This window comes from Simkaniaceae bacterium (assembly GCA_021734805.1).
In the GTDB taxonomy this organism is placed as follows: Bacteria; Chlamydiota; Chlamydiia; order Chlamydiales; family JACRBE01; genus Amphritriteisimkania.
Window position 1 is genome coordinate 1 of record JAIPIG010000008.1, and the last position, 25414, is coordinate 25414.

The 25414-nt window shown below is 40.8% G+C and carries 27 protein-coding genes; 6 read left to right on the forward strand and 21 right to left on the reverse strand.

Annotated elements, in window-relative coordinates; translation table 11 throughout:
• Positions 1 to 399: 399 nt before the first annotated feature.
• Positions 400 to 579, forward strand: a complete 180-nt coding sequence (locus tag K9M07_02415; protein MCF7852076.1) for a hypothetical protein — start codon at positions 400 to 402, stop codon at positions 577 to 579.
• On the opposite strand, the gene K9M07_02420 is transcribed toward K9M07_02415, so the two are convergent.
• From K9M07_02420 to murF, 20 genes are all read right to left on the reverse strand, one after another.
• A complete protein-coding gene (locus K9M07_02420; protein ID MCF7852077.1) occupies positions 576 to 1124 on the reverse strand; it encodes a biotin transporter BioY in 549 nt (182 codons plus the stop codon). The two genes, K9M07_02415 and K9M07_02420, sit on opposite strands and share 4 nt — an antisense overlap.
• A complete protein-coding gene (locus K9M07_02425) occupies positions 1124 to 1555 on the reverse strand; it encodes an NUDIX domain-containing protein (GenBank protein ID MCF7852078.1) in 432 nt (143 codons plus the stop codon). The genes K9M07_02420 and K9M07_02425 overlap by 1 nt, the downstream gene beginning before the upstream one ends.
• Positions 1556 to 1561: 6 nt before the next feature.
• Complete coding sequence (fabF, locus tag K9M07_02430) at positions 1562 to 2818, reverse strand: beta-ketoacyl-ACP synthase II (protein ID MCF7852079.1); 1257 nt, start codon at positions 2816 to 2818, stop codon at positions 1562 to 1564.
• 584 nt (positions 2819 to 3402) lie between these two features.
• A complete protein-coding gene (rsfS, locus tag K9M07_02435; protein ID MCF7852080.1) occupies positions 3403 to 3879 on the reverse strand; it encodes a ribosome silencing factor in 477 nt (158 codons plus the stop codon).
• Positions 3845 to 4405, reverse strand: coding sequence for a nicotinate (nicotinamide) nucleotide adenylyltransferase (gene nadD / locus K9M07_02440; protein MCF7852081.1), 561 nt, complete (start codon positions 4403 to 4405; stop codon positions 3845 to 3847). The genes rsfS and nadD overlap by 35 nt, the downstream gene beginning before the upstream one ends.
• Before the next feature lie 8 nt (positions 4406 to 4413).
• Positions 4414 to 5064, reverse strand: coding sequence for a haloacid dehalogenase-like hydrolase (locus K9M07_02445; protein ID MCF7852082.1), 651 nt, complete (start codon positions 5062 to 5064; stop codon positions 4414 to 4416).
• An 86-nt stretch (positions 5065 to 5150) separates the two neighbouring features.
• Positions 5151 to 6077 (reverse strand): tRNA (adenosine(37)-N6)-dimethylallyltransferase MiaA, encoded by a 927-nt coding sequence (gene miaA, locus K9M07_02450; protein ID MCF7852083.1) that lies wholly within the window; start codon positions 6075 to 6077, stop codon positions 5151 to 5153.
• 149 nt (positions 6078 to 6226) lie between these two features.
• Complete coding sequence (locus tag K9M07_02455) at positions 6227 to 6571, reverse strand: STAS domain-containing protein (protein ID MCF7852084.1); 345 nt, start codon at positions 6569 to 6571, stop codon at positions 6227 to 6229.
• 11 nt (positions 6572 to 6582) lie between these two features.
• Positions 6583 to 6822, reverse strand: a complete 240-nt coding sequence (locus K9M07_02460) for a KH domain-containing protein (GenBank protein MCF7852085.1) — start codon at positions 6820 to 6822, stop codon at positions 6583 to 6585.
• An 87-nt stretch (positions 6823 to 6909) separates the two neighbouring features.
• A complete protein-coding gene (locus tag K9M07_02465) occupies positions 6910 to 8157 on the reverse strand; it encodes an MFS transporter (protein MCF7852086.1) in 1248 nt (415 codons plus the stop codon).
• A 10-nt stretch (positions 8158 to 8167) separates the two neighbouring features.
• Positions 8168 to 9079 carry a ribose-phosphate diphosphokinase gene (gene prs, locus K9M07_02470; protein MCF7852087.1) on the reverse strand — a complete coding sequence of 304 codons (912 nt, stop codon included), beginning with the start codon at positions 9077 to 9079 and terminating at the stop codon, positions 8168 to 8170.
• Positions 9080 to 9237: 158 nt separating this feature from the next.
• Positions 9238 to 10113 (reverse strand): FtsQ-type POTRA domain-containing protein, encoded by an 876-nt coding sequence (locus K9M07_02475; GenBank protein ID MCF7852088.1) that lies wholly within the window; start codon positions 10111 to 10113, stop codon positions 9238 to 9240.
• A complete protein-coding gene (gene murC / locus K9M07_02480; protein MCF7852089.1) occupies positions 10110 to 11432 on the reverse strand; it encodes a UDP-N-acetylmuramate--L-alanine ligase in 1323 nt (440 codons plus the stop codon). The genes K9M07_02475 and murC overlap by 4 nt, the downstream gene beginning before the upstream one ends.
• Positions 11429 to 12478: a UDP-N-acetylglucosamine--N-acetylmuramyl-(pentapeptide) pyrophosphoryl-undecaprenol N-acetylglucosamine transferase gene (locus tag K9M07_02485; protein ID MCF7852090.1), complete on the reverse strand. Its 1050-nt coding sequence runs from the start codon at positions 12476 to 12478 to the stop codon at positions 11429 to 11431. Before K9M07_02485 ends, murC begins: the two co-directional genes overlap by 4 nt.
• Positions 12468 to 13577 carry a putative lipid II flippase FtsW gene (locus K9M07_02490; protein MCF7852091.1) on the reverse strand — a complete coding sequence of 370 codons (1110 nt, stop codon included), beginning with the start codon at positions 13575 to 13577 and terminating at the stop codon, positions 12468 to 12470. The genes K9M07_02485 and K9M07_02490 overlap by 11 nt, the downstream gene beginning before the upstream one ends.
• Before the next feature lie 44 nt (positions 13578 to 13621).
• Complete coding sequence (locus tag K9M07_02495) at positions 13622 to 14275, reverse strand: LysM peptidoglycan-binding domain-containing protein (protein MCF7852092.1); 654 nt, start codon at positions 14273 to 14275, stop codon at positions 13622 to 13624.
• 98 nt (positions 14276 to 14373) lie between these two features.
• Entirely contained in the window at positions 14374 to 15813 is a 1440-nt protein-coding gene (locus tag K9M07_02500) for an ATP-binding protein (protein MCF7852093.1), read from the reverse strand.
• 134 nt (positions 15814 to 15947) lie between these two features.
• Complete coding sequence (locus K9M07_02505; protein MCF7852094.1) at positions 15948 to 17195, reverse strand: hypothetical protein; 1248 nt, start codon at positions 17193 to 17195, stop codon at positions 15948 to 15950.
• 6 nt (positions 17196 to 17201) lie between these two features.
• Positions 17202 to 18317, reverse strand: a complete 1116-nt coding sequence (mraY, locus tag K9M07_02510) for a phospho-N-acetylmuramoyl-pentapeptide-transferase (GenBank protein MCF7852095.1) — start codon at positions 18315 to 18317, stop codon at positions 17202 to 17204.
• A 2-nt stretch (positions 18318 to 18319) separates the two neighbouring features.
• Entirely contained in the window at positions 18320 to 19636 is a 1317-nt protein-coding gene (gene murF / locus K9M07_02515) for a UDP-N-acetylmuramoyl-tripeptide--D-alanyl-D-alanine ligase (GenBank protein MCF7852096.1), read from the reverse strand.
• Between the two features lie 302 nt (positions 19637 to 19938).
• On the opposite strand from murF, the gene K9M07_02520 reads away from it, so the two are divergent.
• Entirely contained in the window at positions 19939 to 20586 is a 648-nt protein-coding gene (locus tag K9M07_02520; GenBank protein ID MCF7852097.1) for a hypothetical protein, read from the forward strand.
• A 111-nt stretch (positions 20587 to 20697) separates the two neighbouring features.
• Positions 20698 to 21303 carry a hypothetical protein gene (locus K9M07_02525; protein ID MCF7852098.1) on the forward strand — a complete coding sequence of 202 codons (606 nt, stop codon included), beginning with the start codon at positions 20698 to 20700 and terminating at the stop codon, positions 21301 to 21303.
• A 40-nt stretch (positions 21304 to 21343) separates the two neighbouring features.
• On the opposite strand, the gene K9M07_02530 is transcribed toward K9M07_02525, so the two are convergent.
• Positions 21344 to 22420, reverse strand: a complete 1077-nt coding sequence (locus K9M07_02530; GenBank protein ID MCF7852099.1) for a hypothetical protein — start codon at positions 22418 to 22420, stop codon at positions 21344 to 21346.
• Positions 22421 to 22781: 361 nt separating this feature from the next.
• Between K9M07_02530 and K9M07_02535 the strand changes: the two genes are divergently transcribed.
• From K9M07_02535 to K9M07_02545, 3 genes are read left to right on the forward strand one after another with little or no spacing between them, the layout of a single operon-like run.
• The gene (locus tag K9M07_02535) at positions 22782 to 23624 is read left to right on the forward strand and encodes an MC/SLC25 family protein (protein MCF7852100.1); all 843 of its coding nucleotides are present in this window, start codon (positions 22782 to 22784) and stop codon (positions 23622 to 23624) included.
• Complete coding sequence (locus K9M07_02540) at positions 23621 to 24160, forward strand: hypothetical protein (GenBank protein MCF7852101.1); 540 nt, start codon at positions 23621 to 23623, stop codon at positions 24158 to 24160. The genes K9M07_02535 and K9M07_02540 overlap by 4 nt, the downstream gene beginning before the upstream one ends.
• 35 nt (positions 24161 to 24195) lie before the next feature.
• Positions 24196 to 25404, forward strand: coding sequence for a branched-chain amino acid transport system II carrier protein (locus tag K9M07_02545; protein MCF7852102.1), 1209 nt, complete (start codon positions 24196 to 24198; stop codon positions 25402 to 25404).
• Positions 25405 to 25414: the final 10 nt, after the last annotated feature.

The following is a 25414-nucleotide window of genomic DNA, read 5'->3' on the forward strand; positions in this document are numbered from 1 at the left end:
TATATACCGCTCGTCATTCAAGAGTTGTTTTTTTTGTCGCCGGCATCCCCGCTTGGTCGATTTACCTCACCTCTGCCTATTGTCAATAGCGCGTCGGTTCGGTAAAGGGCCTTCGGCCCGATCGACCATCGGTGCGCCGGCTTCTACAAATTCCAACTCTTGAATCACTCCCGGTATATACCGAAATAAATTGAAGAATTGGGTTTTATCTTCGCCGGCATCTTCAACTTTTCACCCTTAATTTCTTGACCTATCTTCAACTCCTTTCGGTATAACTAAAAACAGAGCATGGGCTTATAGGACAGAATCATATCATTTTTTTATTGACCAACTAATGCGTTTTACTTAAAAGAGAAAAATTATTTTTATATATAACCCATTTCAAAAAGGTCAAAAAAAATGCGTACTACACCAACAAGTGAACAAGTCGCCGTTAACCCAAATAATCAATCCAATCAATTCAAGCCAAACACACTACTTCCCATAAATCCATTTGGAAAGGGTGTGGCATTTACAGCCTCTTCCAATAAGGATCTAACGGCACAGAGAGTTCAAAAAATTGTAGGCGTTTTCTTTTAGTTTTTGACAAGCCGAGAAAAGAAGATCAGTTTAAAAAAGTCTCCTAATACATAGGGGAGAAAACCGCATAAAATAGCTTGCTGTAGCCCCATGAAAACGGATAGCCATGCCACTCCGAAGATGAAGTTTAAAAGGCTTGCTATTCCCATAACTGAAAAAGCTCTCAGCCGCTTATTTTCAATTTTTAGCCTTTCATAAAGCGGCGCTATGACAAAAGGCGAAATAAGAAAGAAAAACAAATACCCGGCTGTAGGACCAACAAACTTCATAATGCCCCCACCCGCGCCTGCGGAAATAGGCAATCCCAATGCGGCTTCTAATAAGTACGCGGCAATCGCATAAAAGGCAACTCTACGTCCAAGTAAAAGAGGGAGAAAAAAGATCAATTGCGCTTGCAATGTGAATGGAACGGGCGAAATAGAAGGAAGATAAATTGAGAATAATCCGCTTAAGATGAGCGCAAGATTAATCAATACGAATCGCCCCATTTGGTGCAAGCGTTCGTTTGTTTGTATCATTGACGGTGTTAATGCAATTGTACTCATTATTTTTCTATCCTTTTCATGAGTTCTTCACAGACTGCTCTACAGTCATTATAGGTGATTTTTTCAAGTGCTTTCTGAATTGTTAACCATTCGCCACTCATGATTTCATGGTGTTGTAGCTCAAAATCAGCGCTTGTCACTTCACCCAGGTAATAGTGGACATGTTTATCAATGATTTGTCCATTTACATGTCGGTATTCATAGTTTTCGGCAATCGGATTGGTATCTAAGAAACGACTCACTTGTAAATGCGTCTCTTCAAAAAGCTCTCTTTTAGCTGCTTCAATGGGTGTTTCTCCATCATTTGCATGGCCTTTAGGAAACCCCCAATACGACCCATTGCGGTGCTGAACGAGAAACACGCTCCACCCTTGTTTATGATGACAGAGAGGGATAATTCCATATGAGATATCAAAAATGGGTGCTCCCATATTTACCTATTGGTTAAAAGGAAGAAAGAGAAGGCTTGCGTTATGCCCACCAAAACCAAATGAATTCGACAGGGCCCCGGTAATATGCGCATCAACTGCCTTATCTTTCACTATTTTAAGGTCCTCAATCTCTTCCTCAGGGTTTTGAATATTTAAAGTCGGGTGGATTTTGGAATTCTCAATGGATTTAATCGTTGCAATGGCTTCCATGCCCCCTGCTGCTCCAAGACAATGCCCTATCAATGACTTCGTCCCATTAATCCATATATTTGTCGCATGGGAACCAAAAGTTTTTCGAATCGCTCGAATTTCACAAAGATCCCCCACACTTGTTGAAGTCGCATGGGCATTGATATAATTAATGATCGACGGATCCACACCGGCATCGCGGATTGTAATATTGATACACTCACTAACAACTGAACCGTCCGGCCTAGGATCTGTCAGGTGAAATGCGTCGGCATTGGCTCCATAACCGGCAATCTCCGCATAGATATGGGCGCCACGCTTTTGAGCATGCTCTAAACTCTCTAAAACTAAAACACCTGCGCCTGCACCCATGACAAACCCGTCTCGATCCTTATCCCAAGGACGAGAGGCAGCTGTACAATCATCATTGCGCTGTGAGAGCGCTTTACAAGCTGTAAATCCGGCAAGTCCTACATCATTGATCGGTGCTTCTGATCCACCGCAAAGCATCAAATCAGCTTCACCACTGCGAATATGATGGAAAGCTGCCCCAATCGAATGATTAGCCGTTGCACAAGCTGTTGAAATGGAGTAATTAGGCCCTCTAAAATCGATTTCCATACTGAGCATTCCGCTCGCCATATTGGTAATAATATAAGGGATAAAGAAAGGGGTTAAACGCTTATGACCTTTTTCCATAATGGAAATGACACCATCCGTAAAAGCCTTCATCCCCCCCATACCGGAGCCAACAATCACACCACATCTTGCCTTATCAAGGTGATCGAGTGCATGTAACTCAAAACCGGCATCTTCAAGGGCGCGCTTTCCGGCAACAATAGCATATGAGATAAATGGATCAACGCGACGTGCTTGTTTCTTATCGAGGTAATCCCCCACATCAAAATCTTTAACATCAGCGGCAAAACGGGTTGGATATTCCGATACGTCAAAAGCATCAATAGCTCTGACACCACTTTTACCCTCAAGAAGTGAATTAAAAAAATGATTTACATCCATTCCAAAGCAGGAAACACACCCAAGACCTGTTACAACAACGCGTTTTTTTGTCATCATCCACCTAATTTTTTTGCAAAAATATACCGGGAGTGATTAAAAAAATCTCCTCTCATTTATAAAGAGGATTTTTTAATCACGAGTGGTATATACCGCTCGTGATTCAAGAATTGTTTTTTTTGTCGCCGGCATCCCCGCTTGGTCGATTTGACCTCGCCTCTGCCTATTGTCAATAGCGCAGCAGCTCGGGTCAAAAGGCCTTCGGCCTGATCGACCATCGGCGCGCCGGCTTCTAAAAATTCCAACTCTTGAATCCCTCCCGGTATACATCGAAACTTAGGCTATAAGGTTATTGGATATTGAAAAAATCTTCAAGTGAAAATAACGAATGAAGATGGCCGTTATATCTGTCTAAAAATCAATTTCCTATACTAGAATGGCATAAAGGATTTGTAACTCACCTTACGCAAAAATGAGGGTTCAGAGAGCGAGCGAGGCAAAGCCAGATCAAAACGAAGTGGTCCGAATGAGGAGGGCATAGCCAAAGTGCTATGTCCGACGAGGAAGGATTGATATGGCAAAGCCGCAGCCGCTCTATAACCCTTCATTTTTGCGTAAGGTGAGTTTGTAAGAAAGTCTGCCTAAACAGTTGTCTTATAATTGATTGACACAACCTTAGCATCAGACCAAATGCGCTCAATTTGATAGTAATTTCTTAAATCCGGAGTCAGGATGTGGACAATGAAATCGATATAATCAAGAGCGATCCAATCCCCCCTCATAAGTCCCTCTTCAAATGCCGGTGAAACACCCTCTTCTTTTAACGATGAAATCACCTCACGGGCGAGAGCCTGAACATGCCGCTCTACGCTTCCTTCAGCCACAATGACAAAATCGGCCATCGATGAAACACCCCTCGTATCAATAACGAGAATGTTTATCCCCTTTTTATCATAAATAGCCTGAGCCGCTTTTTTCACTAAATCTAATATCGACATGTCTGAATTCTTTTTTGTATTCCAAATGAGAAAAGAAGGATACACTATATCCTCTAAATCGTCCAGACAACTGTTATGATTCCCGTCAGCGATAAAGACGATGCGCCGTGATGTATTCATCCACAGCTTCAGGAAGGAGATGATAACAGGGGAGCCCCTCCTTAAGTCGCAGCCGAATTTCTGTGCTTGAAATTTGCACAATCGGCGTTTTGACCACTACAAATCCCGGCATGGGTGGTGGTTTGACATCAAGACGCGATGCCAAAATAGGGTGAAATTGTTTAATAATCACCTCATAGTCCTTCCACTGAGGAAAATCGGCAATTAAATCATCTGAAATAATGAGTTGGATCTCATCTTGAGGATAGTAGCGCTGAAGCTCATTCAAGGTATCGATCGTATAGGATACCCCCCCTCTTTTGATTTCAATATCGCATACATCAAGCCCATCGAACTTTGAACAAGCGAGTTTAACCATTGTTAGCCGGTGAATGGGATCGGCCATTTTTTTTCGAAAGGGCGATTCGAAGTTGGGAGACAACAAAATTTTGTCAAAGTGCTGCGTCTCTAAAATATTGATTGCGGCATTTAAATGACCATTGTGAATCGGATCATAACTACCACCAAAAAATCCAATTTTCCCCATATGTCAAACTATATAATTTTCCAGTTTTTTTCTATTGAGACACTCTTAAGCCGCTTGTCCGGATTGACGGCAATCTTCTCTCCCGTGCTCTCTAAAAAAGCTAAATCATGATAGCTATCGCTATAGGAGGTCATTTGATCAGGGCCTACTTTGAAATTTTCTTGCATTTGTAAAACGATTTTCGCTTTTTCATTGCCTTCAATGACTTTTAAAATACTCGAAAATATCCCGTCGGGATTGACTTCATATTCGCTTGCATAAACCTCATGAACACCAAGTACTTCTCCGAGAGGTTTAGCCAAAAAAGCCGGGGAGCTTGTCAATATAGCTGTGAAATGGCCCAAGTGGAGTGCCCGTTTAAGCTCAATATAAGTAGGCAGATAAACCATTTGAGGCATCAGGTATTCAATAAATTCATCAATGTATTGAATAAAAAGATCATGAGAACGACTCGATAAAAATAAATTAAAGGCGAGCTGATGAATTTCAGATAAAGGTAGATCTAAGTAACGATGCTTGAAATAGTAAAAAATCGAATTCGGTATCGTCGATAGGGGCAGCCTCTTCTTCTTAAGCAAAAATAAATAATACTCAAGGCTAATATTACACTTAAAAAGAGTATGATCTAGGTCAAACAAAGAAATTTTATGATAAGACAAGCCTCCACATCCCCTCTTTTAAGAATATCATCTCAGTTTCGATATAGTATTTGTCATATTCAAAAGTCAACTAATACAAAGTCGAGCTAAAGTGATTCAAATTCAGTCATAATGATCGAAACCGCTTGTTCAATAGTTAATTTGCTCATATCGAGCCATTTAAAAAGAGGTTCTCGTTTAAACCAAGTGAATTGACGCTTGGCATACTGCTTGGAAGCCTTTTTAAATGAAGCAACAAAATAGTCCCAGTCTTCAGGTGTCTTGTTCGATTGCAAAAACTCAAGTCCCTGGCGATATCCAATAGAAGCTGCCGCTGAAGTGTTTTGCAAAAGTCCATTCTCAAGCAGTAGTTGGACTTCATTAATTAATCCCGCCTCGATCATTTGATCACAGCGCTTTTCAATTCTCGAATACAGACTTTCTTTGGGGTGATAAATAAACCAACAGTGGAAATCAATGTCTTGAGGCCGATCTTCGCCTTTAGGAATGGGAATATGACTTACTTTGTCCCCTGTAATCGTGATGATCTCAAGAGCTCGAATAATCTTGTGGCGATCTTGAAGCGTTATTGTAGCCGCATATTCAGGATCATGGCGCTTAAGCTTTTCATAGAGCATTTCAGCTCCAAATTTTTCCATCTCATCTTCAAGATGCTTTCTCACTTCCGGAATCGAAGGGGGCCCTTTTGGAGGACCATAGATTAATGAATGAATGTAAAAGCCATTTCCCCCTACGACAATGGGCACATGGCCTCGGCAAAAAATATCTTTGCATGCCCGGTTAGCTTCTTCGTAATATTTGACAACATTAACGGGCTCAAAAATTTTACGGATATCGATAAGGTGATGAGGGATTTCCATTCTCTCTTCTTTTGAAACTTTAGCCGTACCGATATCCATTCCCTCATAGACCTGCATGGAATCGGCTGAAATCACTTCTCCCGAACATTCACGAGCAAGAGCCAACGATAAATTGGTTTTCCCTGAGGCTGTCGGACCCGCAATAATAATCATCTTTTTACGTGCGGTATCAATCCCTACAGGTTGAAGGGAAGGGCGTTCAATATCTTGATCTTGATTGCGAAAAGAATTAATTTCTTTATCTAGTGAATTCTCGATCTCTAAAACCTCGATCTACTTTAAAACACTTAAATTTCAATTACTTATTGAAATTTAAGTGCTTCTTTTTCCGTATTAAAAAGGTTTAAAACACGTTCAAATCCCGCCATTTTAATGATTTCCAAGACATCATCGTCCATACCGAAAATCTTTAAAAGGCCACCGTGTGTTTTTAGTTTTTTCGTATTGGATAGGAGCACCCGAAGTCCGGCGGAACTCAAATACTCAATATGAGAAAAATCGAGAAGAATACTCGTCTCTCCAGATTCAATATCTTTTGCCAACTCGTCCTCTAAAATAGGGGATGAAATAGCATCGAGTTTCCCATCTAGGTGTAAGATAAGTGATTTATCTTTTTTTTCATTGGTAATTTGAATTCCGCCTTTCATAGATTCATGCCTTATGCTTGTTCTTGAATGAGCTCAAGTTTAATTCTTCGACCAAAACGAGCGCCAACCGTCATCGCAACAGTACGCAATGCCTTAATCGTACGGCCTTGACGTCCTACGATTTTGGCAATATCTGCGTTAGCTACTTTGACTTCTACAATAGTGCTCTTATCTCCATCATACACATTCACGTTCACGGTATCTGGATCATCAACTAAATTTTTTATAAGATAAGCTATAAATTCCTGCATAATAATAATTCGTTTTTAGTAAGTTAAACAACGGATGAAATCTTATCAACTCCCAAAATTAGATTCAATTTTTTAAACAAAATCTGCCTACTTGGGATCATTTTCTTCGGAGCGGGGATCCATTTCATAGGCAACGGGAGTGACACGAGGAAGGGGAACAAAATCGTGTTGCTCTTCTGAAGGAACCATTGGCTTTCGCATCATCACGTATAATCCAATCAGAGCCGTGATAGCCAAAATAAAAGCCAAATAGAAAAAGAGGGAGTTAATCCCAAAAAAAGCAATGGCCGTTGCAGAGGCAATAGGACCTCCCACAGAACCAAGTCCATAGACAATCAGCATCAGTGCCGTCGCTTTTGTAATATGATTGTGTTCAAGATTATCGCATACTTGAGTGACTGATACGGGGTATAAAGTGAATCCGAACCCACCAATTAAAAAGGCGAAAAGATAATAAAACCAATGCATGGATGATTGATAGAAAAAGATTGTCAATGAAAGGGCTAAAGCAACAAAAATAATGAGCATCAATGTTTTTCTACGATCGAAGTAATCAGAAAGTTTTCCAAGAGGCCATTGAAGCAAAACACCTCCGGCAATCATCACTGACATTAAATTCTGACTCGAAATATTTCGAGCCACCGCATAAATTGGCAAAAAACTATAAATGGCACTCAATATTAAACCGGATGCCAAACAAGCCGTCACCCCAAGAGGTGACGATTTCACAATCCTTTTAAATTTAATTGCCTCTTCCGTTTTGAGCAATTCAATCCGATTTGTCGATAATCCAACAGGAATGACACCAAGAGATGTTAGCAAAGCACAAAGCAAATAAGGATAGATTCCCTCAATGTCAAAAAAGGTTAAAAACTGCTGACTGATCGCTTGTGATAGATAGAGGCAAATCATATACAGCGATAAAATCACGCCCCTTGTCTTGACCGTACTGTAGTCGAGCATCCAACTCTCTATCACGATATAAATCGCCGCAAGTGACATTCCATTTAAAAACCGCATCGCCCCCCACACAATGAGATTTTGAGAAATGAGCTGCAAAATCACTGTTCCCGAAGCGAGGCTTGCAAACACTGCAAGCGCCTGAATATGCCCAACACGGCGGATTAAACTCTCCATACGAAATGCGCCCAATAACATTCCCAAATAGAAAGCAGATTGGATTAAACCGATATTTTCTTTTGCAACTCCATGACCATTGAGATATAAACTAACAAAAGTCGTAAAAAACCCACTTGCCAGCATCATCAATATGACTGAAAGTAAAGGGGGAATAAAATGAAAATAAGGTTTGAAAAACGATTGATCTTTTTGCATTGCTACGCTCTTAGTATTCTTTTAATGCCTGTTCTAAAAGGGAGGCTACGGATATCACTTCAACACGCTCATCTAACTGAACACAATCAGCGAGGGGCATGGTATCCGTACAATAGATTTTCTCCACTCCAATAGACCAGAGTTGTTTCCATACTTCTCCCGTAAATAAGCCATGTGTCACCATGATCACAATCCGATGACACCCCTTTTCTTTCAGAAGCCGGCAAGAAGAAATGAGTGTTTTCCCCGTATCTAAAATATCGTCGATGATGATGGCCTCTCTTTGAATTTCACCATGAACGGAAAAATGCACCACTCCATCTGCCGTTCTTTTTTTATCAATATGGGCAATATGGCCATCAAAATCAAGATGGCGGGCTACATCTCTCACCCGATGAATGGCCCCCATATCAGGGGCAACCAATGTGAAATCTTTCAACTTCTCTTTTCGAATGATACCCGCAAAGAGTTGAGCTGTCGAAATCGATGTCAGGGGAATGGAAAACAAATGTGCGGCTAAAGAACTATGCACATCGAATGTAATCACCTGATCAATCCCTGCCGCTTGTAATACATTGGCAATAAGCGAGGTAATACGACTCTTATGTTCTTCGTCTTTGTCATGTCGTGCATAGCCAAGGTAGGGCAAAATAGCAATGACCCGGTGAGCCCCTTCTTTTTTAAGGGTATGGCAGAGTACGAGAAATGCAAATAAATTGGTGTCGGGAGGATGAATTGTTCCAACCGCAGCACAGGGTTGCGCCTCGATGAGATGTTTTAGTGTGAGATGCAATTCTTGATTGGAAAAACGCTCAAAGAAAAAAGTTTCTTCTCTCAATGAAGGGATCCTTTTTTTCAAAGTTGAAAAAAAGGGTCTGAGATCATCCATGACAAAAAATTGCATACGAAAGAGATCTGTCATATCCTCCTCTTAGTAATTACAGCGATCCTATATCATCAACGATTTTTGATTCAAACATTCGATATACCGGAAGTGATTAAAAAATCCCCTCCATGAATAGAAGCGAGGTCAAATCGACCAAGCGGGGATGCCGGCGACAAAAAAAAACAACTCTTGAATCACGAGCGGTGTATATAAGCTAAGTTGTCAATGCGCAGATCAATCACTCTTGTCAACTCGCTTTGGTTAGGATCAAGACTTTCAATTACTTCTTCCTGTTTTTTTTCCAACTCCTTGCGCAGAGCAAGAAACTGCAAAAGATTTTTCTCATATTTAAGCGTATTTAATCGCAATAAATAGACAAACTTAAATGCGCGTTGATCGCTTGAATAAGTATAGTGGATCTCATCATTGAGTTTGACAACGATTTCTTTTTTTCCAAAACTCTTCAAAAAAGCACGCGATACATCAACGCGCTGAATGGCAAGGCGCGTGTGTTGCAATCGCTGTGAAATTGTTTTGAGAACATTGAGCGCTAGCGTCAAAGCTTCATTTTGATCTGTTGGATTGGCCTCACCCACTCCCAAATAAACATCGGGAATTGATTTCGGGGTAAAAAAAGGGCGATAGGGAAATCGGTTCCCCTGCCGATCAGTCGCTACATTAGAATAATCACTGATGATCGCATAGGGCTTTCTCAGAGTATAATCAATGTAAATCGTCGATGGCTTTATTTTTTTTATTTCCACCGATTCAAAAATAGGCATTTGTTTTAATTTTGCTTTTGTCTCTTCATTATCAAAGTGAAACATATGCGTTGGTCGATCAGCACTCAAGCCGAGAAGCTCGGCTAAATACTGAGTACTCAACCCTTCTTTAACAGGCCCTGTCTGAATGAGATGAGAAATAAAGAAGCTCTGATCAGACAACTGCTTTTTCACATGAAATCGATATAGTTTAAATAGCGAAAAAGAGAATCCCGATACCAAAAAAACAGATGCAATAATGATAAAAATCGCTGTTGATAGGGGGATTACCTCCCTTTTCTTTTTCATGCCATCGATCTCCCCACATGCGTAATATCTCCGGCACCAATCGTCACAACAACATCAGAAGGGGAAATCATCTGCGATAAAAAAGGGGAAACATTCTCGCGCTTGATCTGATAACATTCTCTCGAGCGTATTCCACTGGCCAAAGCCTCATTAAGCCCCAAAATAACCGGTTCTTTTGCGCCATCAATAGGCGTTAAAATCAATGGAGAAATCGTCGATAAAACAGCTTGAAAAGCCTTAAGATGCTTTTCAACGCGTGAATAGCGGTGGGGTTGAAAAACCACGATTAAACGCCGGTTCTTTGCGATCTCTTTCATTGCCTCAATTGTCGCCATAATCTCGGTTGGATGATGCGCATAATCATCATAAAAATCGACCCCATTGATTGTTTTAATATATTCCAAACGCCGGCTGACCGCTTTAAAATTTGGAAGATGCTTTCGACTCTCTTCAAAGGAAACTCCCAATAAGTGAGCAAGACCGATTGCACCCGCTGCATTCAAAACATTATGTTTTCCGGGAATATTAAGGTGAAAATCCTCGAGAATTTGGCCTTTGTAGCACAATGAAAAACTCGATTCGCCACCTTTCATTTGAAGGGCAACAATTCGAAGATCAGCCCCCTCTTCAAATCCATAACTCATTCCGATAGGATTGATTTCACGCAGCAGAGGATCATCATAACACCAGAGAAATGGAGAGCCCTCTTTAAATTGTTCAATATATCCTAAAAAAGCCTTTTTTAAATGATCGAAGTCCCCCCAGAAATCGAGATGATCCGATTCAATATTTGTTACAATTCCTCCAAAAGGCTTTGTCTTTAAAAAAGAACCGTCGCTCTCATCAGCTTCTAATATAAAGTATTTCCCTTTTCCCAAATTACCATGGGACGGAAGAGATGCGGCTTTTCCCCCAATAACATAAGAGGGTTCTAAACCGGCATAATCGAGCAAATGGGCAAGAAGTGCCGTTGTTGTTGTTTTTCCATGTGTCCCGGTAATTAAAATCGGCTCATAACCTTGTGTCAACTCATTGAGTAAATCACTGCGGTGCAATAAACGACATCCGAGTTTTTGAGCGAGTTGAAATTCCTCATTATCTTCTTTGATTGCCGTTGAATAGACCACTGTTTGATCAGCTCGAATTTGATCCTGATGGTGCCCCTCAAAAAACTGCGCCCCGAGCATCTCTAAATAGTGGGTCAAAGTGCTTTTGATCAGATCACTACCTGAAACGAGGCATTTCTTTTGTAAGAGAATACTCGCAAGGGAGCTCATTCCAATCCCTCCTATTCCAATAAAATGGTATTTTTGTGTCATAATCGGCTATATACCTCTCTTATCAAATCTTTGAACTCGCATGACTCAATTTGCGCATGGTATTTAGAAAGCTGCTTCCAATACTGATCATAATCATCGAGAATCGTCTGTATTCCTCTTTGAATACTTTCTGCATTTAACACGTTATTCTCAATCATGATGCCCCCTTTAATTGTTTTTTCCATCCACTCGGCATTCGCCCTTTGGTGTTGATCTCGAGCATGGGGATAAGGAACGAGAATGGCAGGGACACGGTATTCTATCATCTCCATCACCGTATTGGCCCCTGCACGACAGAGCGCAATATCCGCAGCAGACCAAACCAAATCCATATTTTCTTCATACGATTTCACATAGGCTAAAACCCCTTCTTTGCGGTAGAGATCTTGGTAAGGCTTTGGATCATGCGCTCTTCCGATCAAATGGATGACCTGCAAATTTTCCCGACCAATCACGGCATAGTCGAGCATGGCTTGATTTAAAGCCATAGCCCCTTGCGATCCACCAAAACTGAGTAGAGTGCGCTGCTCCTTTTCAAGGCCCAGCTTTTCTCTTGCTACCCCCTTTTCCCATTTTGTCATGGGTATTAAGGGCGTGATGACCTCTCGTTTTCCCTTAGGCGTTTTTTGCATTGTGGGATAAAGAGAAGCGGTAAATAGCGCTTTAGACGCAAAAAAACGATTAACGCGCCCCGGAATTTGATTTGGCTCATATAAAATATAAGGGATTTTAAGCAGTCTTGCTGCTGCTATTACGGGAAAACTGTGAAAACTCCCAAACCCAATTACGAGTTTGGGTTTGGTTTGTTTTAGATACTGCATTGATTCATAGACCCCTCGACAGAGTAAGACGGAAGATTGCATCATATGCTTCCGATTAGGCCCGGCCCCTGATACGGACTTAAACTCGCCCTTAATCTCGTGTTGCGAGAGCCCAACCCCGGCATAGGCAATTTTGAAATCGCTGCCGAGTTCTTTGCAAATGTGCATGGCAGGAATGAGATGTCCCCCCGTTCCCCCCACAGCCAGTACTATATCATGCTGCATAAACCCCTCTCTTTTCTTGGGTTTTCATTCCAATATCTATTAAAATTGCGATGAGAATTAAATTGGCAATCAGAGATGTCCCGCCGTGGCTAAATAAAGGTAGATTCGTCCCCTTACTTGGCAAAAGCCCCGAGACAACACCGAGATTGATAAAAGCCTGAAAAGCAAATAAAAAGGCAAGTGTTGCCGCGCTCAATGCCCCTTCTCGATCTTTAGCTCGAATCGAAATTAAAAAGCCAATCAGTGTAATCGACATATAAAGAGCTGATAAAAAGAGCATGCCAATAAAGCCAAACTCTTCTGCATAAATCGCTGCGATATAATCGCTTCTTGCCTCAGGCAAATAGCTGAGTTTCTGTAAACTTTTTCCAATTCCCCGTCCGGTTAGCCCCCCTGTCCCGGCTGCAATTTTAGCTTGAAAGGGCTGATGCCCTTTGCCTAAAAGGTCATGCTCAGGGTTGATGTAAACTTTAAGCCTCTCTTTGACATAAGGAAGTTGCATTGCAAGCACTCCCCCGATGAATGTGATAGCGAGAATAGGAACACACCAATACCTCCAATTGACCCTGCAAAGAAAAAAGACAACCACCATCGTTGCAATTAAAATAGCTACGCTTCCGTTATCCGGTTCAATTAAGATGAGAAAGAGCGGGATTCCAAAAGGGATTAAACTCTTAATAAATGCTTTGGCTTCAATTTGATATGATCTTAATTGCATCCAACGAATGTAAGTTAGAGGCAAAATAATTTTCACAAATTCAGAGGGTTGAAATGAAAACCCAAATAAGCGAATCCACCGTTTTGCCCCATTGAGCTCGAGCCCAATTCCGGGCAAAAAGGTGCATAAGAGTAAAAATGAAAATAAAATCAATAAATGCGGTGTGAATTTTAATATTTTTTCATAACCAAAACGGCGTGTGCTCCAAGCTAAAATCCCTCCAATGACTCCGTAACCCAATTGTTTAAGAAAAGCATGGGAGAGGTGAAGAGATGAGCGCTTATCGATCACTTCAGCTGAAGTCGTATTATACACCATCAAGAGGCCCATCGTTGCAACAACGAGGACTAGCGCAAAAAGGGACATTGTTAAACGATTCATCATGATGCGCTTTCTTTAACCTAAGCTGCGGATTGATGCCAAAATTAACGAATACGGAGGCGATCCCCCGGCTTTAATTTTTTGGCCTTAGATTCATCGAGATTATTGAGCCTCAATAACTCGTCTACTTTCATATGATTTTTAACGGCAATATTCCAAGGGCTATCGCCATTTTTTACTGTGTAATAGCGCTCTGAATTGAGCGTTAAATTTTTTTCAGTTTGATCAGCTAGGACAACAACTTGATCTTGTTTTTTCATTTTTGGGACATAAAGAACTTGCCCTACCTGCAATGTACTGCCCCCTAAATTGTTTAAGCGTTGAATTTCTTCAACACTTGTTTGATAACGTCTTGCAATTTTACCAAGGACATCCCCCTTTTCAACGCGAATTTCCTGCAAATCTTCGGCTAAAAACGTCTTCAAAATGTCTTCCGGAGAGGATGGTTCTTGAGCTATTTGGCTCTCCTTTTCAACGGCAGCAATGACTTGAGCCACCTGATCGATGGGCTCAGCCGTAATCGGAAAATCTTTTTCCTCTACAGCCACCACCTCATTCACTATTTCTTTAACGACCGGCATCACGGGCTGCTGAGCAATCAGTTCAGGAGAAGATGGGCGCAGTGAACTGATAAATAAAAGGATTAATACCCCAACATTGGCAAGGATTGCCACAACAATAACATCTTTCCTATTCATATTTTCTATCCCGGCTGATCAATTAAAAGAACTTTCTGACTCGAATCCAGTAAACTCGAAAATTAAAATTTTTGCAATGATTTCACAAACAAACACATTCAAAAAAGTGCATCGAGTGTCAACTGCTGATGGATTAATTCAACTGAATATTTATTTGGCTTTAAACCGAAGGGAGTTATCATCGTTAAGAAAATTGTCTTTTTTGTTTTTGTATGCTTTTGAAAAACTTCTTTTTTTTGCTCCAGAATTTTTGCATAACTTTGTGTAATCTCAAACTCATCTTCACAAAATTTTATCTCACAGAGGTTGATACAATGATCTGCTCGATCAATCACTAAATCAATTTCAGCTCCTCTTTCTTTAGAGTCTTTTTTGGGAACATATTGCCAATGACTTTCAGAAGTTGTTATTCCGCTAATCCCCAATGCCTTTTTAATGCAATGAGAATGCTTCATACAGATGTTTTCAAATGCATGTCCCACCCACGTTTGCCATGCCGGTGTCCTATATTTTTTATGCCAATATTCCGGATCTGAATTCTTAAAAACACTTCCTTTCATTGTGTCAATCCAAGTCAGATAAAATAAAGAATATTCATCTATTAATCGAAAAACCTTTTCCCTATTCTGCTTACCAAATGCATTCATACTCATAATAAAGCCCGACTCTTCCAGTTCTTGTAGAACTGTAGTAGAAGAACCACCGGGAGATAAATTGGCACTTTGTAATAATTTTGTCTGTGTTAATCCATGTTGTTTTTTTGCAAGGGCCTTTACAATTGCCATATGCGTCTCAGACCCATCAAATAATGATTCATACAGTTTTTTAAACTCTGAAAAAAGATAACCGCTTGGCTTAAAACAATATTCATTGATAATTTGAACAACAGACTTTCCGGTTGGCAATCCCGTTAAATATTTCGCCACACCGCCAAATACCATATATAATTCTATTAATTGTTTGCGTTTGATTTGAATATGTTGGTGAGTTAGATAATTCTCCACCTCACTTAAAGTGAATGGCTCTAAACGAATCCATCCGCTTAATCGATTGTGAAGCCCCCCTTTATCCTGAATCACCTTCTTGATAATCCAATGGGCTGCAGAGCCACAAACAATGAGCAATACATTTGGAAAGCGCGATAGATGGCGATTCCAAAAATAATCTAAAGCTCGTAAAAACCCGGATTTTGGAGCAGCAAACCAGGGTAATTCATCAATAAACAAAATAATTTTTTTGGAAGGGTCTATTTTTTTTATTTCCTTCAACAAAAAATCAAATGCATCTGACCAATCTTTAATCTCACCCACATCGGAAAATAGAATTTTGAGCTCCGTGACAAAATTTTTAATCTGTTCCTTTTTTGAAGCCCCATGGCTTCCCGTAATTTCAAGATAAAGCCCTTTATCCTGAAAAAATTCATGAACAAGAAATGTTTTACCAATACGACGCCTTCCATAAATAGCTAAAAACTCAGCTCTATCTGAAAAAAGTTTGTCCTTAAGAACACTTAACTCTTTTTCTCTTCCGATAATCACACTTATACCTTGATAAATGATAATACGCTGAGAATACATGATAATCAGCCAAAAGTCTATAAAAATACCCACTTTTGGCTGATTATCTATAGATAGCCGGCCAAAAGCCTATGAAAATACCTACTTATGGCTAGCTATCGGTTGATAGCCGGCCATAAGTAGCTTTTAAAGGCATCCCCTCTTTCTTCATAATTAGTGAAGGCATCGTAGCTACTTGTGCCCGGAGAGAGGAGGATCGCATCTCCCGGCTCTGCAATTTGCATAGCCCTCTCTGTGGCTTCTTTGAGGTTGTGTGTGAGTTCGACATCAAAGCGAGGTGTAAGATCCTCTCTGATTTTTTCCCTAATCTCCCCATATGCAATGATTTTTTTAATATCGTGGCCAAACTCTCGTTTCCACAGTGTGTAAGAAAGCTTCTTATCTTTACCGCCAACAAGGAGAATTTTGGGTTGAGAAATAACTTGAGTTGCATAGACAACGGCTTCAGCATTTGTCGCTTTGCTGTCATTATAAAATGAAACTCCATTGATTTCTCCTACGTATTCAATGCGATGAGGAGCTCCTCTAAAGGCTTTCATCTCTTGAAAAAATAATGCTTGCCCCACATTAAATGGACGACACAAGCAATAGATCATGCAATATGTTGCCCACTCTTGCTCTTTTATCCCCTTGGTTTTCATTGCATGCATGAGAGCGATCAAATCATCATCCATCCATGGATGGACTTGAGAGAGCGGCCCAATCGGAAGGCCTCGCTTTGAAATGCCATGATGCACGAAGCATTTGCCTATTGTCAGATCGATCAAGCGCCTTTTTGCGTCTTTATAGGCGTCAAAAGAAGGATAACGGTCGAGATGATCGGGCGATAAATTTAAAATGGCAGTTGAATGAAATTTTTTGCTCACTATCGTCTCAAGCTGAAAAGAGCTCAACTCAACGACTAAAATCGTGTCTTCAGGTTCATTTAAATGTGCAATCAGCGGATCACCAATGTTTCCAACAGCAAGAGCACGGTGCCCTGCAGCGCGAAGAAGAGCTTCTATGCGCATGACAGCCGTTGTTTTCCCCTTTGTTCCCGTCACACCGATGATTCGATGAGAAGCATTTTGTAGAGCCAGTTCAATTTCCCCTAAAATAGGGATCTTTTTTCTTCTTGCCTCACTATAAATCGGATGGCTCGGATCAATCCCCGGAGAGACAATGAGACAATCATAGTCTTGATTAAACCCCCGATCACTGCCTAAGGGAAGTAAGGGATAAGATTGACGAATCACAGCAATCTTATCCACATGATCAATGCCGATCACCGCTTCTTCTCTTTCTAATAAAAAGCGTGCTGCCGCAAGACCGCTAATCCCTAATCCTAAAATAGCATAACGCATCGTCAATCACTGAAATTTAATGGATGATAAACCAATTGCGGCGAGTAAAATCCCGACAATCCAAAACCGCAACACAACCTTTGTTTCAGGCCATCCTTTATACTCGAAGTGATGATGCAAAGGTGCACATAAAAAGACTCTTTTTTTATGGCGCAACTTATAGCTCCCTACCTGCAAAATAACGGATAGCGCTTCAGCAACAAAAATCCCTCCAATAATAGCTAAAAGAAATTCACGCCTGAGCAATACGGAAGACACTCCGAGAACAGCCCCAAGTGAGAGCGATCCGGTATCACCCATAAAAACTTGTGCAGGATAACCATTGAACCATAGAAACCCCAAACAGGAACTCGCAACTGCAGATAAAAAAATGGCAATTTCAGAGGATCTTTCGAGATATAAAATATTCAAATACCTTGAAATATCAATGTGATTTGATAAAAATGCAATCAAGGCAAGGACTAGAGCAACGGGGATGATACACCCGGCAGCAAGACCATCAAGACCATCTGTTAAATTCACCGCATTCGAAGCCCCCGTAATAATAAAAATGCCAAATAAAAAGGCTAAAGACGTGAGCGCACCGGAGAGAATAAAAAATGGGGTTTTCATGAAAGGTAAAAAATAGTCACCTGCATGATCAAATGAACCGATCCACAGAAAAAATCCACAAATCACAGTTGAAAATAAAAGTTGAAAAAACAGTTTCGATCTCCCGGAGATTCCCTTCGCATTTTTATATTTAAGCTTGAACCAATCATCTGTTGCACCAAGTCCTCCAAAAGCTAAAATTGTGAAGAGTAAAATGTAAGTATAACTCTGTCTCAAATCCATCCAGAGCAATGCCGAAACGGTAATAGAAGAAACGATTAAAATCCCTCCCATCGTAGGGGTATCTTCCTTTTTTTTATGCAGCTCTGCCAGCATAGGACATTCTTTTTTACGAATGGGCTGCCCAATTTTTAATTGATAGAGCATTTTAATAAACCAAGGGCCAAAAAAAATGGTTAGAAGTAGTGATGTGATCGATGCGAGAATCATACGTGTTGAACTATAAGCAAAAGCGGTCGGAATTTTAATTCCAATAAAGTGGTGTAGCCAATCTAATAAAAATAAAAACATGTCTAATACCTCTCAATGACTTTCCAAAGTTGGTGTGAATTGGCTCCTTTAACAAGCACAATATCCCCGGAAGAGAGGATCTGTTTTAATGCCATTTCCAGTTGATCGATCGATGAAAACAGTGCGGCAGGACGGTTTTCACTCCGAAAAATATCCACAATATTTGCACATTCATTTCCAAAACACAATACTTCATCCACTGATTTGAGCGCCTCTCTTGCAACGATCTCATGTCCTTCACGCGTATAACTCCCCAGCTCTCTCATCTCTCCAATGACAGCAATCCGCCTTCCCCTCATCTTTTGCAAAGTTTCAAAAGCTGCCCGAAAAGAGGTAACGGAAGCATTGTAGGCATCGTCAATAAAAGTAATCCCCTTTTTTTCGATCCTCTGAAATCTGTGCAAATAAGGCTGCAAATCCCGAGCTACTTTTAAAATCTCATCCATAGGCATCCCAATCTTTCTCGCAATGGCCGCTGCTCCAACAAAATTTTCGAGGTGATGTGGCGCGATCATTGGCAGGTGAAATACGGAACTCTTCATCCCCTTCTCATAAAAAACAAGCCCTTTGTTTTCAGCTTTGATTGTGAAATCAGCCTTAGAAATGTCTACACCATAGGTCTCAATAGGAATTGGGGCTCCTTGCATCCATTTTTGAGCTTGATGATTGACAAGAGCTGCTTTAAGCTTTGACCCCCTAAAAATTTTTTGTTTTTCCATAGCAATCATTTCAAGGGTTTGAAACGACTCCAAATGACTTTGGCTTACATGCGTTAAAATGCCATAATCAACAGGAGTAATGGATGTAAGATATTCAATATCTCCTATATGCGTTGCACCCATTTCGAGAATTAAAAAGTCATTCACTTCTTCCATGTTGAGGAGATGGGTGGGAAATGAGATTTTTGTGTTTTGATTCCCCGGCGTTTTACCGACGCGAAATGCGTTTGATAACATCGAATGAAGAAATTCCTTTGTTGTCGTTTTACCAACGGACCCCGTAATGCCAATCACTTGAGCTTTACTATTTTTGACAACCTCCCTAGCCAAATCACCGAGCGCTTTTAAAGGGTCCTGAACAGGAATAAGCGGCAATCCCTCAATCACTTTGGAGTATTCTTTGGAGACCACGGCAGCAATGGCTCCTTTTTGCTTTGCTTCTTCGAGATATGAGTGTCCATCCACTTTTTCTCCCTTTAAAGCAAAAAACAACTCTCCTCCATTGAGATTTCGAGTATCAAAAACCACTTTGCTTGGCCTTTTATCTAAAAAGAGGGGTATCCCCAAAAAATCGGCAATGTGCCGAACCGTTAATTTCACAAGTCATCTCCTTCATCAATTAGATATATACCGAAATGAGTTGAAGAATTGGGATTTTAACTTTGATGGCGCTTCGAATTTTTATCAGGCTTTAGCCGGCTTAATTTTTTGATCCTATTGAAGATAGGTCAAAAAATTAAGGGTGAGAAGTCGAAGATGCCGGCGAAGATAAAAACCAATTCTTCAATTTATTTCGGTATAAATCTATCGCAGAATTTTTTATTAAGGTAGTTTCTTTTGGGTTTACTAAAGATACGGCGATTTGTTATGGGTCAATAATAAAAGATTCAACCCAAAATATTATGGCATTTCCCTTATCTCCCGACTCCCCTTTTGAACACATCTTTATTCCGTTGGATGCAATTGATGCATTTGTTCCCAAAATGAACACATTCAACATTGCATCTATGCTCAAAGATATTAAAAATTCCGTTCTATCTGCCAATACCTATTTCAAACGGGAAATGCTTTTAAAACATGGGGGAACCTTCCAAGGGATCTCTGAAATCACCGCTACTTTAGATCTTGATCTTCCCATCCTCAAAACCCTTATTGAAATGCTATCGGAAGCTGCCCAAAAATTTGCAGCGGACGGCAAGATTCCGGATGATCATCAGTGGGAACTCTTCAATGCTGCCGCTCAAAAAATTGATGAAAATGCCTACTCTATTTCAAGACAATCTCTCATCAATGGCCTCTATTTAACTCTAAATACTCTAGCAGAGCTTCCGATCATCCAAAGTCAAATCGCATATGAATCAATCTATTCAATGGTCCATGCATTGAGACCCATTTTATTTTTAGAGCCTCACCATCCCGGCTTACTGATCCTCAAAAACATCGAATCCAACTTAAGTTCTCTTCTTTTTCCAACACAGAGAAAAACCGCTGTTAAGACACTTATTATTAGTGATTTAGAAATACTTAAGCGCGCATTGGAAAGTCATTAAAAATGGCATTTGGGATTTGGTATTAAATCAAAAAAATTGTTATAAGCAAGATTGGGGCCCGTAGATAAATAAGTTCTCAAATTTATGAGAAATGCGGGTTAGGGGGAATCAATGGGAGATTCGATCTCGCCTTTAGGGGCATCTCCTGAGTTTTATCCTCAGGCGTTTAAGGGTAGTTATTATTCTGAGCATATCAATGAAATGCGGCAATCGTTTGCGGAAGAATGTCGCTATCTTATTATCGACCCCAATCAACTGCTTGGAATGGCAGAGAGCTTTCATGGCTTTCTCGACTTCGCCGATAACCACTTTCGAGACACCTTTCAGTCGCTACAGCCCCATATTATGAACTATTGTCATAAAAAAAATGCCGATCCCGCCTTCAAACTAACCCCTTCTCATAAGAGTAAAATTGATGAAACGGCACAACGCTTTAATGAGGCTCAAATCAACTTATCTCCTGAGGAATTTTCCCAAGGAGTCCATAACACTCTTCTTCAGATCATGAAACAACTCGAAAAAGAGCCTCATTCCCCGCAACTTCTCGGTCGTTTGACCGGCATTGTCTCTAATTTGTGTAATCTTCCCTGTTTTTCTTCCGATCAGTCGATGAATGATCTCTTTTTCGATCTCAGTACCTATACAATGGGTCATCTCAATTCGATTTCGACCCATCGCATCATCTCGAATATTCAGGATATTTTAAAGGCTCTATAGACACACATCGATTTCAGGGTAAATGTGGGCTAAAGTCGAGCTAAAGCGGATCTCCGGCTCCCGATGCAGCGGACTCAGTCGGTGAGCGTCCGACCGGACTTGGATCCTCCCAGTATTGGATAAATCCCGTTTCCGGGAGATCATATCCTCCGGTTCTTGATACGGGAGAAGCAGTCTCACGAAATCCTGCTAATGAAGCCTCATCAGCTGAAACTTCTCTAATCTCATTTTGATACGCATCATATGCTCGCCTAAAAAAACCATTGAGTTCAGATTCTTTTTGACTCATTTGAGTCGTTAAATACCCCATTGTTCGATCAAAACTTTGGGATGCTTTTAACATGCGCTCTTGTGCTACCCACTGAGTTGTAGCTAAACGAGTCTCATCAACCACTCTTCGTGCCGTATCAGCCGCCGCATCTCCCCACGTTCTCTTTAGCCCACTTTCTTTATTCTTTTTAGCTTCCTCTTCGCGCTTCTTTATCCCTTCATCTCTTCTTCGCTTTGCTTCGCTAACAACTAAAGTCGAATAGAGCCAAGCTATACTATAAACGGTAACTGCTACCCCACGTCCCCATTGATAGTTTCGATTGATTTGCCTAGATGAATGAGACGCCTTTAAAAAGTTGTCAATATAACATGCAGCAGCTTTGGCTTTGTCACGTAGCGCCCTACCGATACCACACTCATCTTTTCCACGAACACCTAAAACCTCATCTGAAATACCGAGAGCATCGTGCTGAAGTAGCTGCGCTTCATAACCATTACGTGACATCCAATCCGGAAATGAATCCCTTTCTAGTTTGACAAGCTCCATATTGGGTAAATTGCGGTATTCCATTTGAGCAAGCACTGCAATAGCAGCCGGAATCAAATAAGCGGCGGAGAGCACAACGACTGTCATTGCTTCCATTCCTATAAAAGCGGGAATTCCTATGGGTGAGCAAAAAAGGGCCGTACTCCCAATAAATCCCGCAATCGACAGCGTTTGGAGCGCAATTTGCGTGAGTCGATATGTATCTTCATATAAAGGAGCCTCTCGATGGATGCGATTTAATCGATCTTGAACAGTGCTCCATTCCATTGTATGCGTCAAAGAATTATTTGTACTAGCCATTGCAGCCTCGCGAGGTTTAAATATAATTGAGGGGCATCATCTCGACTTTGCAACTTTTTGGTCCCGCCTGCCGCGGTCTTTGCTCTCGGACGTTCGGCCTATGGTCGAACTCGGAGATTATTAAAACCGGGAAGGGGTAAAAAACCCCTTCCCGGTTTTAATAACTCCCTAGAGAACAAATATCTCGAGGCCTTCGGGTCCAAAAAGTTACAAAGTCGAGATCATAGCATGATTTATCGATTTTTACCAAATCTTTATATACCGTGGCGGGCTAAATGCATTAGCCGTAACACCATGGATATTTTTACTTTAAATAAATAAGAGCGATGAGTATGATTTGCGCCCTTTAATAGGGGGAGTTATGCCGGTAATAGTAAATCAAGCGCATTCCGTTAACAGTACAGAAAATTTTTTATTTACTTTGTCAACAAGTGCGCTAGGCGGATTTGTTGGGGGTTTTCTCTGCTTTCCTCCTGAGGGATTAAAGAAACGTCTTCAAGCCGGAGGGGTAGATAGTTCTGATTTCCATATTAAAAATTTTCCAAACGGGAAAGTTTTGCGTATTTTACATCCCCTTGAGTTGTTTAGAGGATCAGTCGCTTTTGCTAGCGCAGTCATGGTAGCATCTACAACGAGTATGACATTCAACGCTCTGATGAAAACACATCCCTCATATGACGAGTCTTCTAAAATATGGGGTGGAGCCTCTGCGATTCTAAGTGGAATGTTAGGAGCTATTGTCGGATCAACGCCTGTTGAAAACACGATTTTAGTTCAACAAGTTCACAAGTTAGGGCCAAGTGCCGCCATGCAACATATGATCAAACAAAGTTGGACAAGGCCTTGGGTAGGCGTCAAGGAACTGATGTTTCGTGAAGCGGGATTTGCGGGCGTGATGCTTTTTGCAGGCCCTGAGACGCGTCGTGTTGTTCTTGATAAGACGCATAGCCCTAGTTTGGCATTTGCTGCAGAAATCATTGCAGGAATCGGTGGTTCTTTCCTCACGCATCCGGCTGATTCTATTGCGACATATAGGCAAAAATTAGACGGCAAGCTCTCTCTTTCGGATGCTATAAAAACGATGTATAAAGAAGGGGGAATGCGCACTTTCTTTAAAGGAGCTATTTTCAGGAGTATGCTTTTTACCGGATGCGCTACCATCATTCCCAGAGCTTCAAAGATTGCAGATGAGATTTTGCGATGAATAGGGTCGCGATAAGATTCGCAGAAGGTGCCATGACCCTCTATGGATACCACTTAGCGTCGTCATGGGCAGAAGCGCATTTTCCTCCGCATCCCATTCCTCCCCTTCCACCAATGGAAGGGCACCTGGTTTATGGTTATATGGGATGCCCTAAGAGTAAGGTACGCGAAGTTCAAAAATGCGACCGCCACCTATTTTTTGCAGCGGATCCAATCACACCACAGATATATGCTCTATCAAGGACAAATATTCTAGATTGGATTTTAGGTAGGGATGAACCGGTTGTACTACAAATAGAGATACCGGAAGGGAAAAGCATTAAAGATATGGAGTTGTGGAGAGATCCCAGACTCTCCCTTTCTTGTGCCCCACCCTCTGATACTTTTGTATCCTATCATCCTGCGATTCCTTCCGATATCCAAAAAAAGAACGATGTAAAGTTTAGAGTTCATCATATTGTTGGTTCTAAAAATCGTGTAGAGGGGGGTGGCATTTATCGATGCATAGAATATATTTTAAATACAGTAAGACATTGACATAAATTAAGATAGTAATAATAATTATTGGAATTATGACTCATCAAACCCAAACAATCACTAAAAAGAAGGTTTTTTCAAGTGGTATATTAACCACCGGTTTTGCCTTATTCTCGATGTTTTTCGGTGCGGGAAACTTAGTTTTCCCCTTATTAATCGGCAAAGAAACGGGATCAAATTGGCCTTATGCCATTTTCGGATTGACTCTGACAGCCGTTATTGTTCCATTTCTTGGTCTTGTCGGTATGCTTTTTTTTGGGGCTGAATGCCAAAAATTTTTAGGAAGAATAGGAAAATGGCCCGGAATTTTGCTATTTTTGCTTTTACAAATGATTTTGGGACCATTTGGGGTTATACCTAGATTATTTACACTAATGCACGCCATTTTAAGGCCCTATCTTTTTGATATTCCAATTGGAATCTTTAGCTTAGTCGTATCGCTGACTATTTTTATTACGGCTATTAAACCGAGAAATATCATTAAACTGCTGGGCTTATTTCTAACGCCTATCCTGCTTATTTGTCTATTATCGCTATTCTTTTCGGGATTATGGAATTCTCCTGAGACTTCCATTCATGGAGGAAGCGCATGGATCAGCTTCAAAAAAGGTCTTTTAGGGGGCTACAACACAATGGATCTCATCGCAGCCTTTTTGTTTGCGACTGTTGTTTTACCTCATTTTAAAAATGAAATGGAAATAGGCTCAGCTGTGGATCAAAGAAAAAGTCTTTTTGAAAAAGTCTTTTTCTCGAGTTTAATTGCCGCTATTCTCCTCTTCATTACTTATGTTGGGATCTGTTTTATATCGGCTCGTTTTGCAACTTCTCTTGAACCCTCGCTTCCCACGGAAGAGATTTTGGGAGTGATTGCAAACAAACTTTTGGGCGGCATTGGAGGGACAATTGCTTCAATCACAATTGTTACTGCATGTTTGACTACGGCTATTTCCCTGACGTCAATTTTTGCAGACTACCTTAGAAAGGATTTATCAAAAAACAGGATTTCCCCCTCCCTATCTTTGATCATCACTCTTTTGATTGCCATTTGCTTTGCCAATCTCGGGTTTACCGGAATAGCTAAGTTTCTTGGCCCCATTCTTGAAATTTGTTATCCCGGTCTGATCGTTTTAACGATACTCAATATTTTCCATTATTTTACCGGATTCAAGGCGATTAAATTACCTGTCTTTTTGACGTTTGTCCTATCGGCTAGTTTTTACATAATGCAAAATAACCTCTCTTGACACAAAGAGA

Coding starts and splice junctions, on each gene's coding strand:
- murC (MCF7852089.1), bottom strand. CDS start 11,432: ATGACACAAAAATACCATTTTATTGGAATAGGAGGGATTGGAATGAGC.
- K9M07_02485 (MCF7852090.1), bottom strand. CDS start 12,478: ATGCAGCATGATATAGTACTGGCTGTGGGGGGAACGGGGGGACATCTC.
- K9M07_02545 (MCF7852102.1), top strand. CDS start 24,196: ATGACTCATCAAACCCAAACAATCACTAAAAAGAAGGTTTTTTCAAGT.
- K9M07_02460 (MCF7852085.1), bottom strand. CDS start 6,822: ATGCAGGAATTTATAGCTTATCTTATAAAAAATTTAGTTGATGATCCA.
- K9M07_02520 (MCF7852097.1), top strand. CDS start 19,939: ATGGCATTTCCCTTATCTCCCGACTCCCCTTTTGAACACATCTTTATT.
- K9M07_02415 (MCF7852076.1), top strand. CDS start 400: ATGCGTACTACACCAACAAGTGAACAAGTCGCCGTTAACCCAAATAAT.
- fabF (MCF7852079.1), bottom strand. CDS start 2,818: ATGACAAAAAAACGCGTTGTTGTAACAGGTCTTGGGTGTGTTTCCTGC.
- K9M07_02425 (MCF7852078.1), bottom strand. CDS start 1,555: ATGGGAGCACCCATTTTTGATATCTCATATGGAATTATCCCTCTCTGT.
- K9M07_02420 (MCF7852077.1), bottom strand. CDS start 1,124: ATGAGTACAATTGCATTAACACCGTCAATGATACAAACAAACGAACGC.
- K9M07_02465 (MCF7852086.1), bottom strand. CDS start 8,157: ATGCAAAAAGATCAATCGTTTTTCAAACCTTATTTTCATTTTATTCCC.
- nadD (MCF7852081.1), bottom strand. CDS start 4,405: ATGGGGAAAATTGGATTTTTTGGTGGTAGTTATGATCCGATTCACAAT.
- K9M07_02455 (MCF7852084.1), bottom strand. CDS start 6,571: ATGAAAGGCGGAATTCAAATTACCAATGAAAAAAAAGATAAATCACTT.
- K9M07_02530 (MCF7852099.1), bottom strand. CDS start 22,420: ATGGCTAGTACAAATAATTCTTTGACGCATACAATGGAATGGAGCACT.
- K9M07_02535 (MCF7852100.1), top strand. CDS start 22,782: ATGCCGGTAATAGTAAATCAAGCGCATTCCGTTAACAGTACAGAAAAT.
- K9M07_02505 (MCF7852094.1), bottom strand. CDS start 17,195: ATGCGTTATGCTATTTTAGGATTAGGGATTAGCGGTCTTGCGGCAGCA.
- miaA (MCF7852083.1), bottom strand. CDS start 6,077: ATGATTATTATTGCGGGTCCGACAGCCTCAGGGAAAACCAATTTATCG.
- K9M07_02475 (MCF7852088.1), bottom strand. CDS start 10,113: ATGAAAAAGAAAAGGGAGGTAATCCCCCTATCAACAGCGATTTTTATC.
- rsfS (MCF7852080.1), bottom strand. CDS start 3,879: ATGAATACATCACGGCGCATCGTCTTTATCGCTGACGGGAATCATAAC.
- K9M07_02525 (MCF7852098.1), top strand. CDS start 20,698: ATGGGAGATTCGATCTCGCCTTTAGGGGCATCTCCTGAGTTTTATCCT.
- mraY (MCF7852095.1), bottom strand. CDS start 18,317: ATGTTTTTATTTTTATTAGATTGGCTACACCACTTTATTGGAATTAAA.
- K9M07_02540 (MCF7852101.1), top strand. CDS start 23,621: ATGAATAGGGTCGCGATAAGATTCGCAGAAGGTGCCATGACCCTCTAT.
- K9M07_02490 (MCF7852091.1), bottom strand. CDS start 13,577: ATGAATCGTTTAACAATGTCCCTTTTTGCGCTAGTCCTCGTTGTTGCA.
- prs (MCF7852087.1), bottom strand. CDS start 9,079: ATGACAGATCTCTTTCGTATGCAATTTTTTGTCATGGATGATCTCAGA.
- K9M07_02495 (MCF7852092.1), bottom strand. CDS start 14,275: ATGAATAGGAAAGATGTTATTGTTGTGGCAATCCTTGCCAATGTTGGG.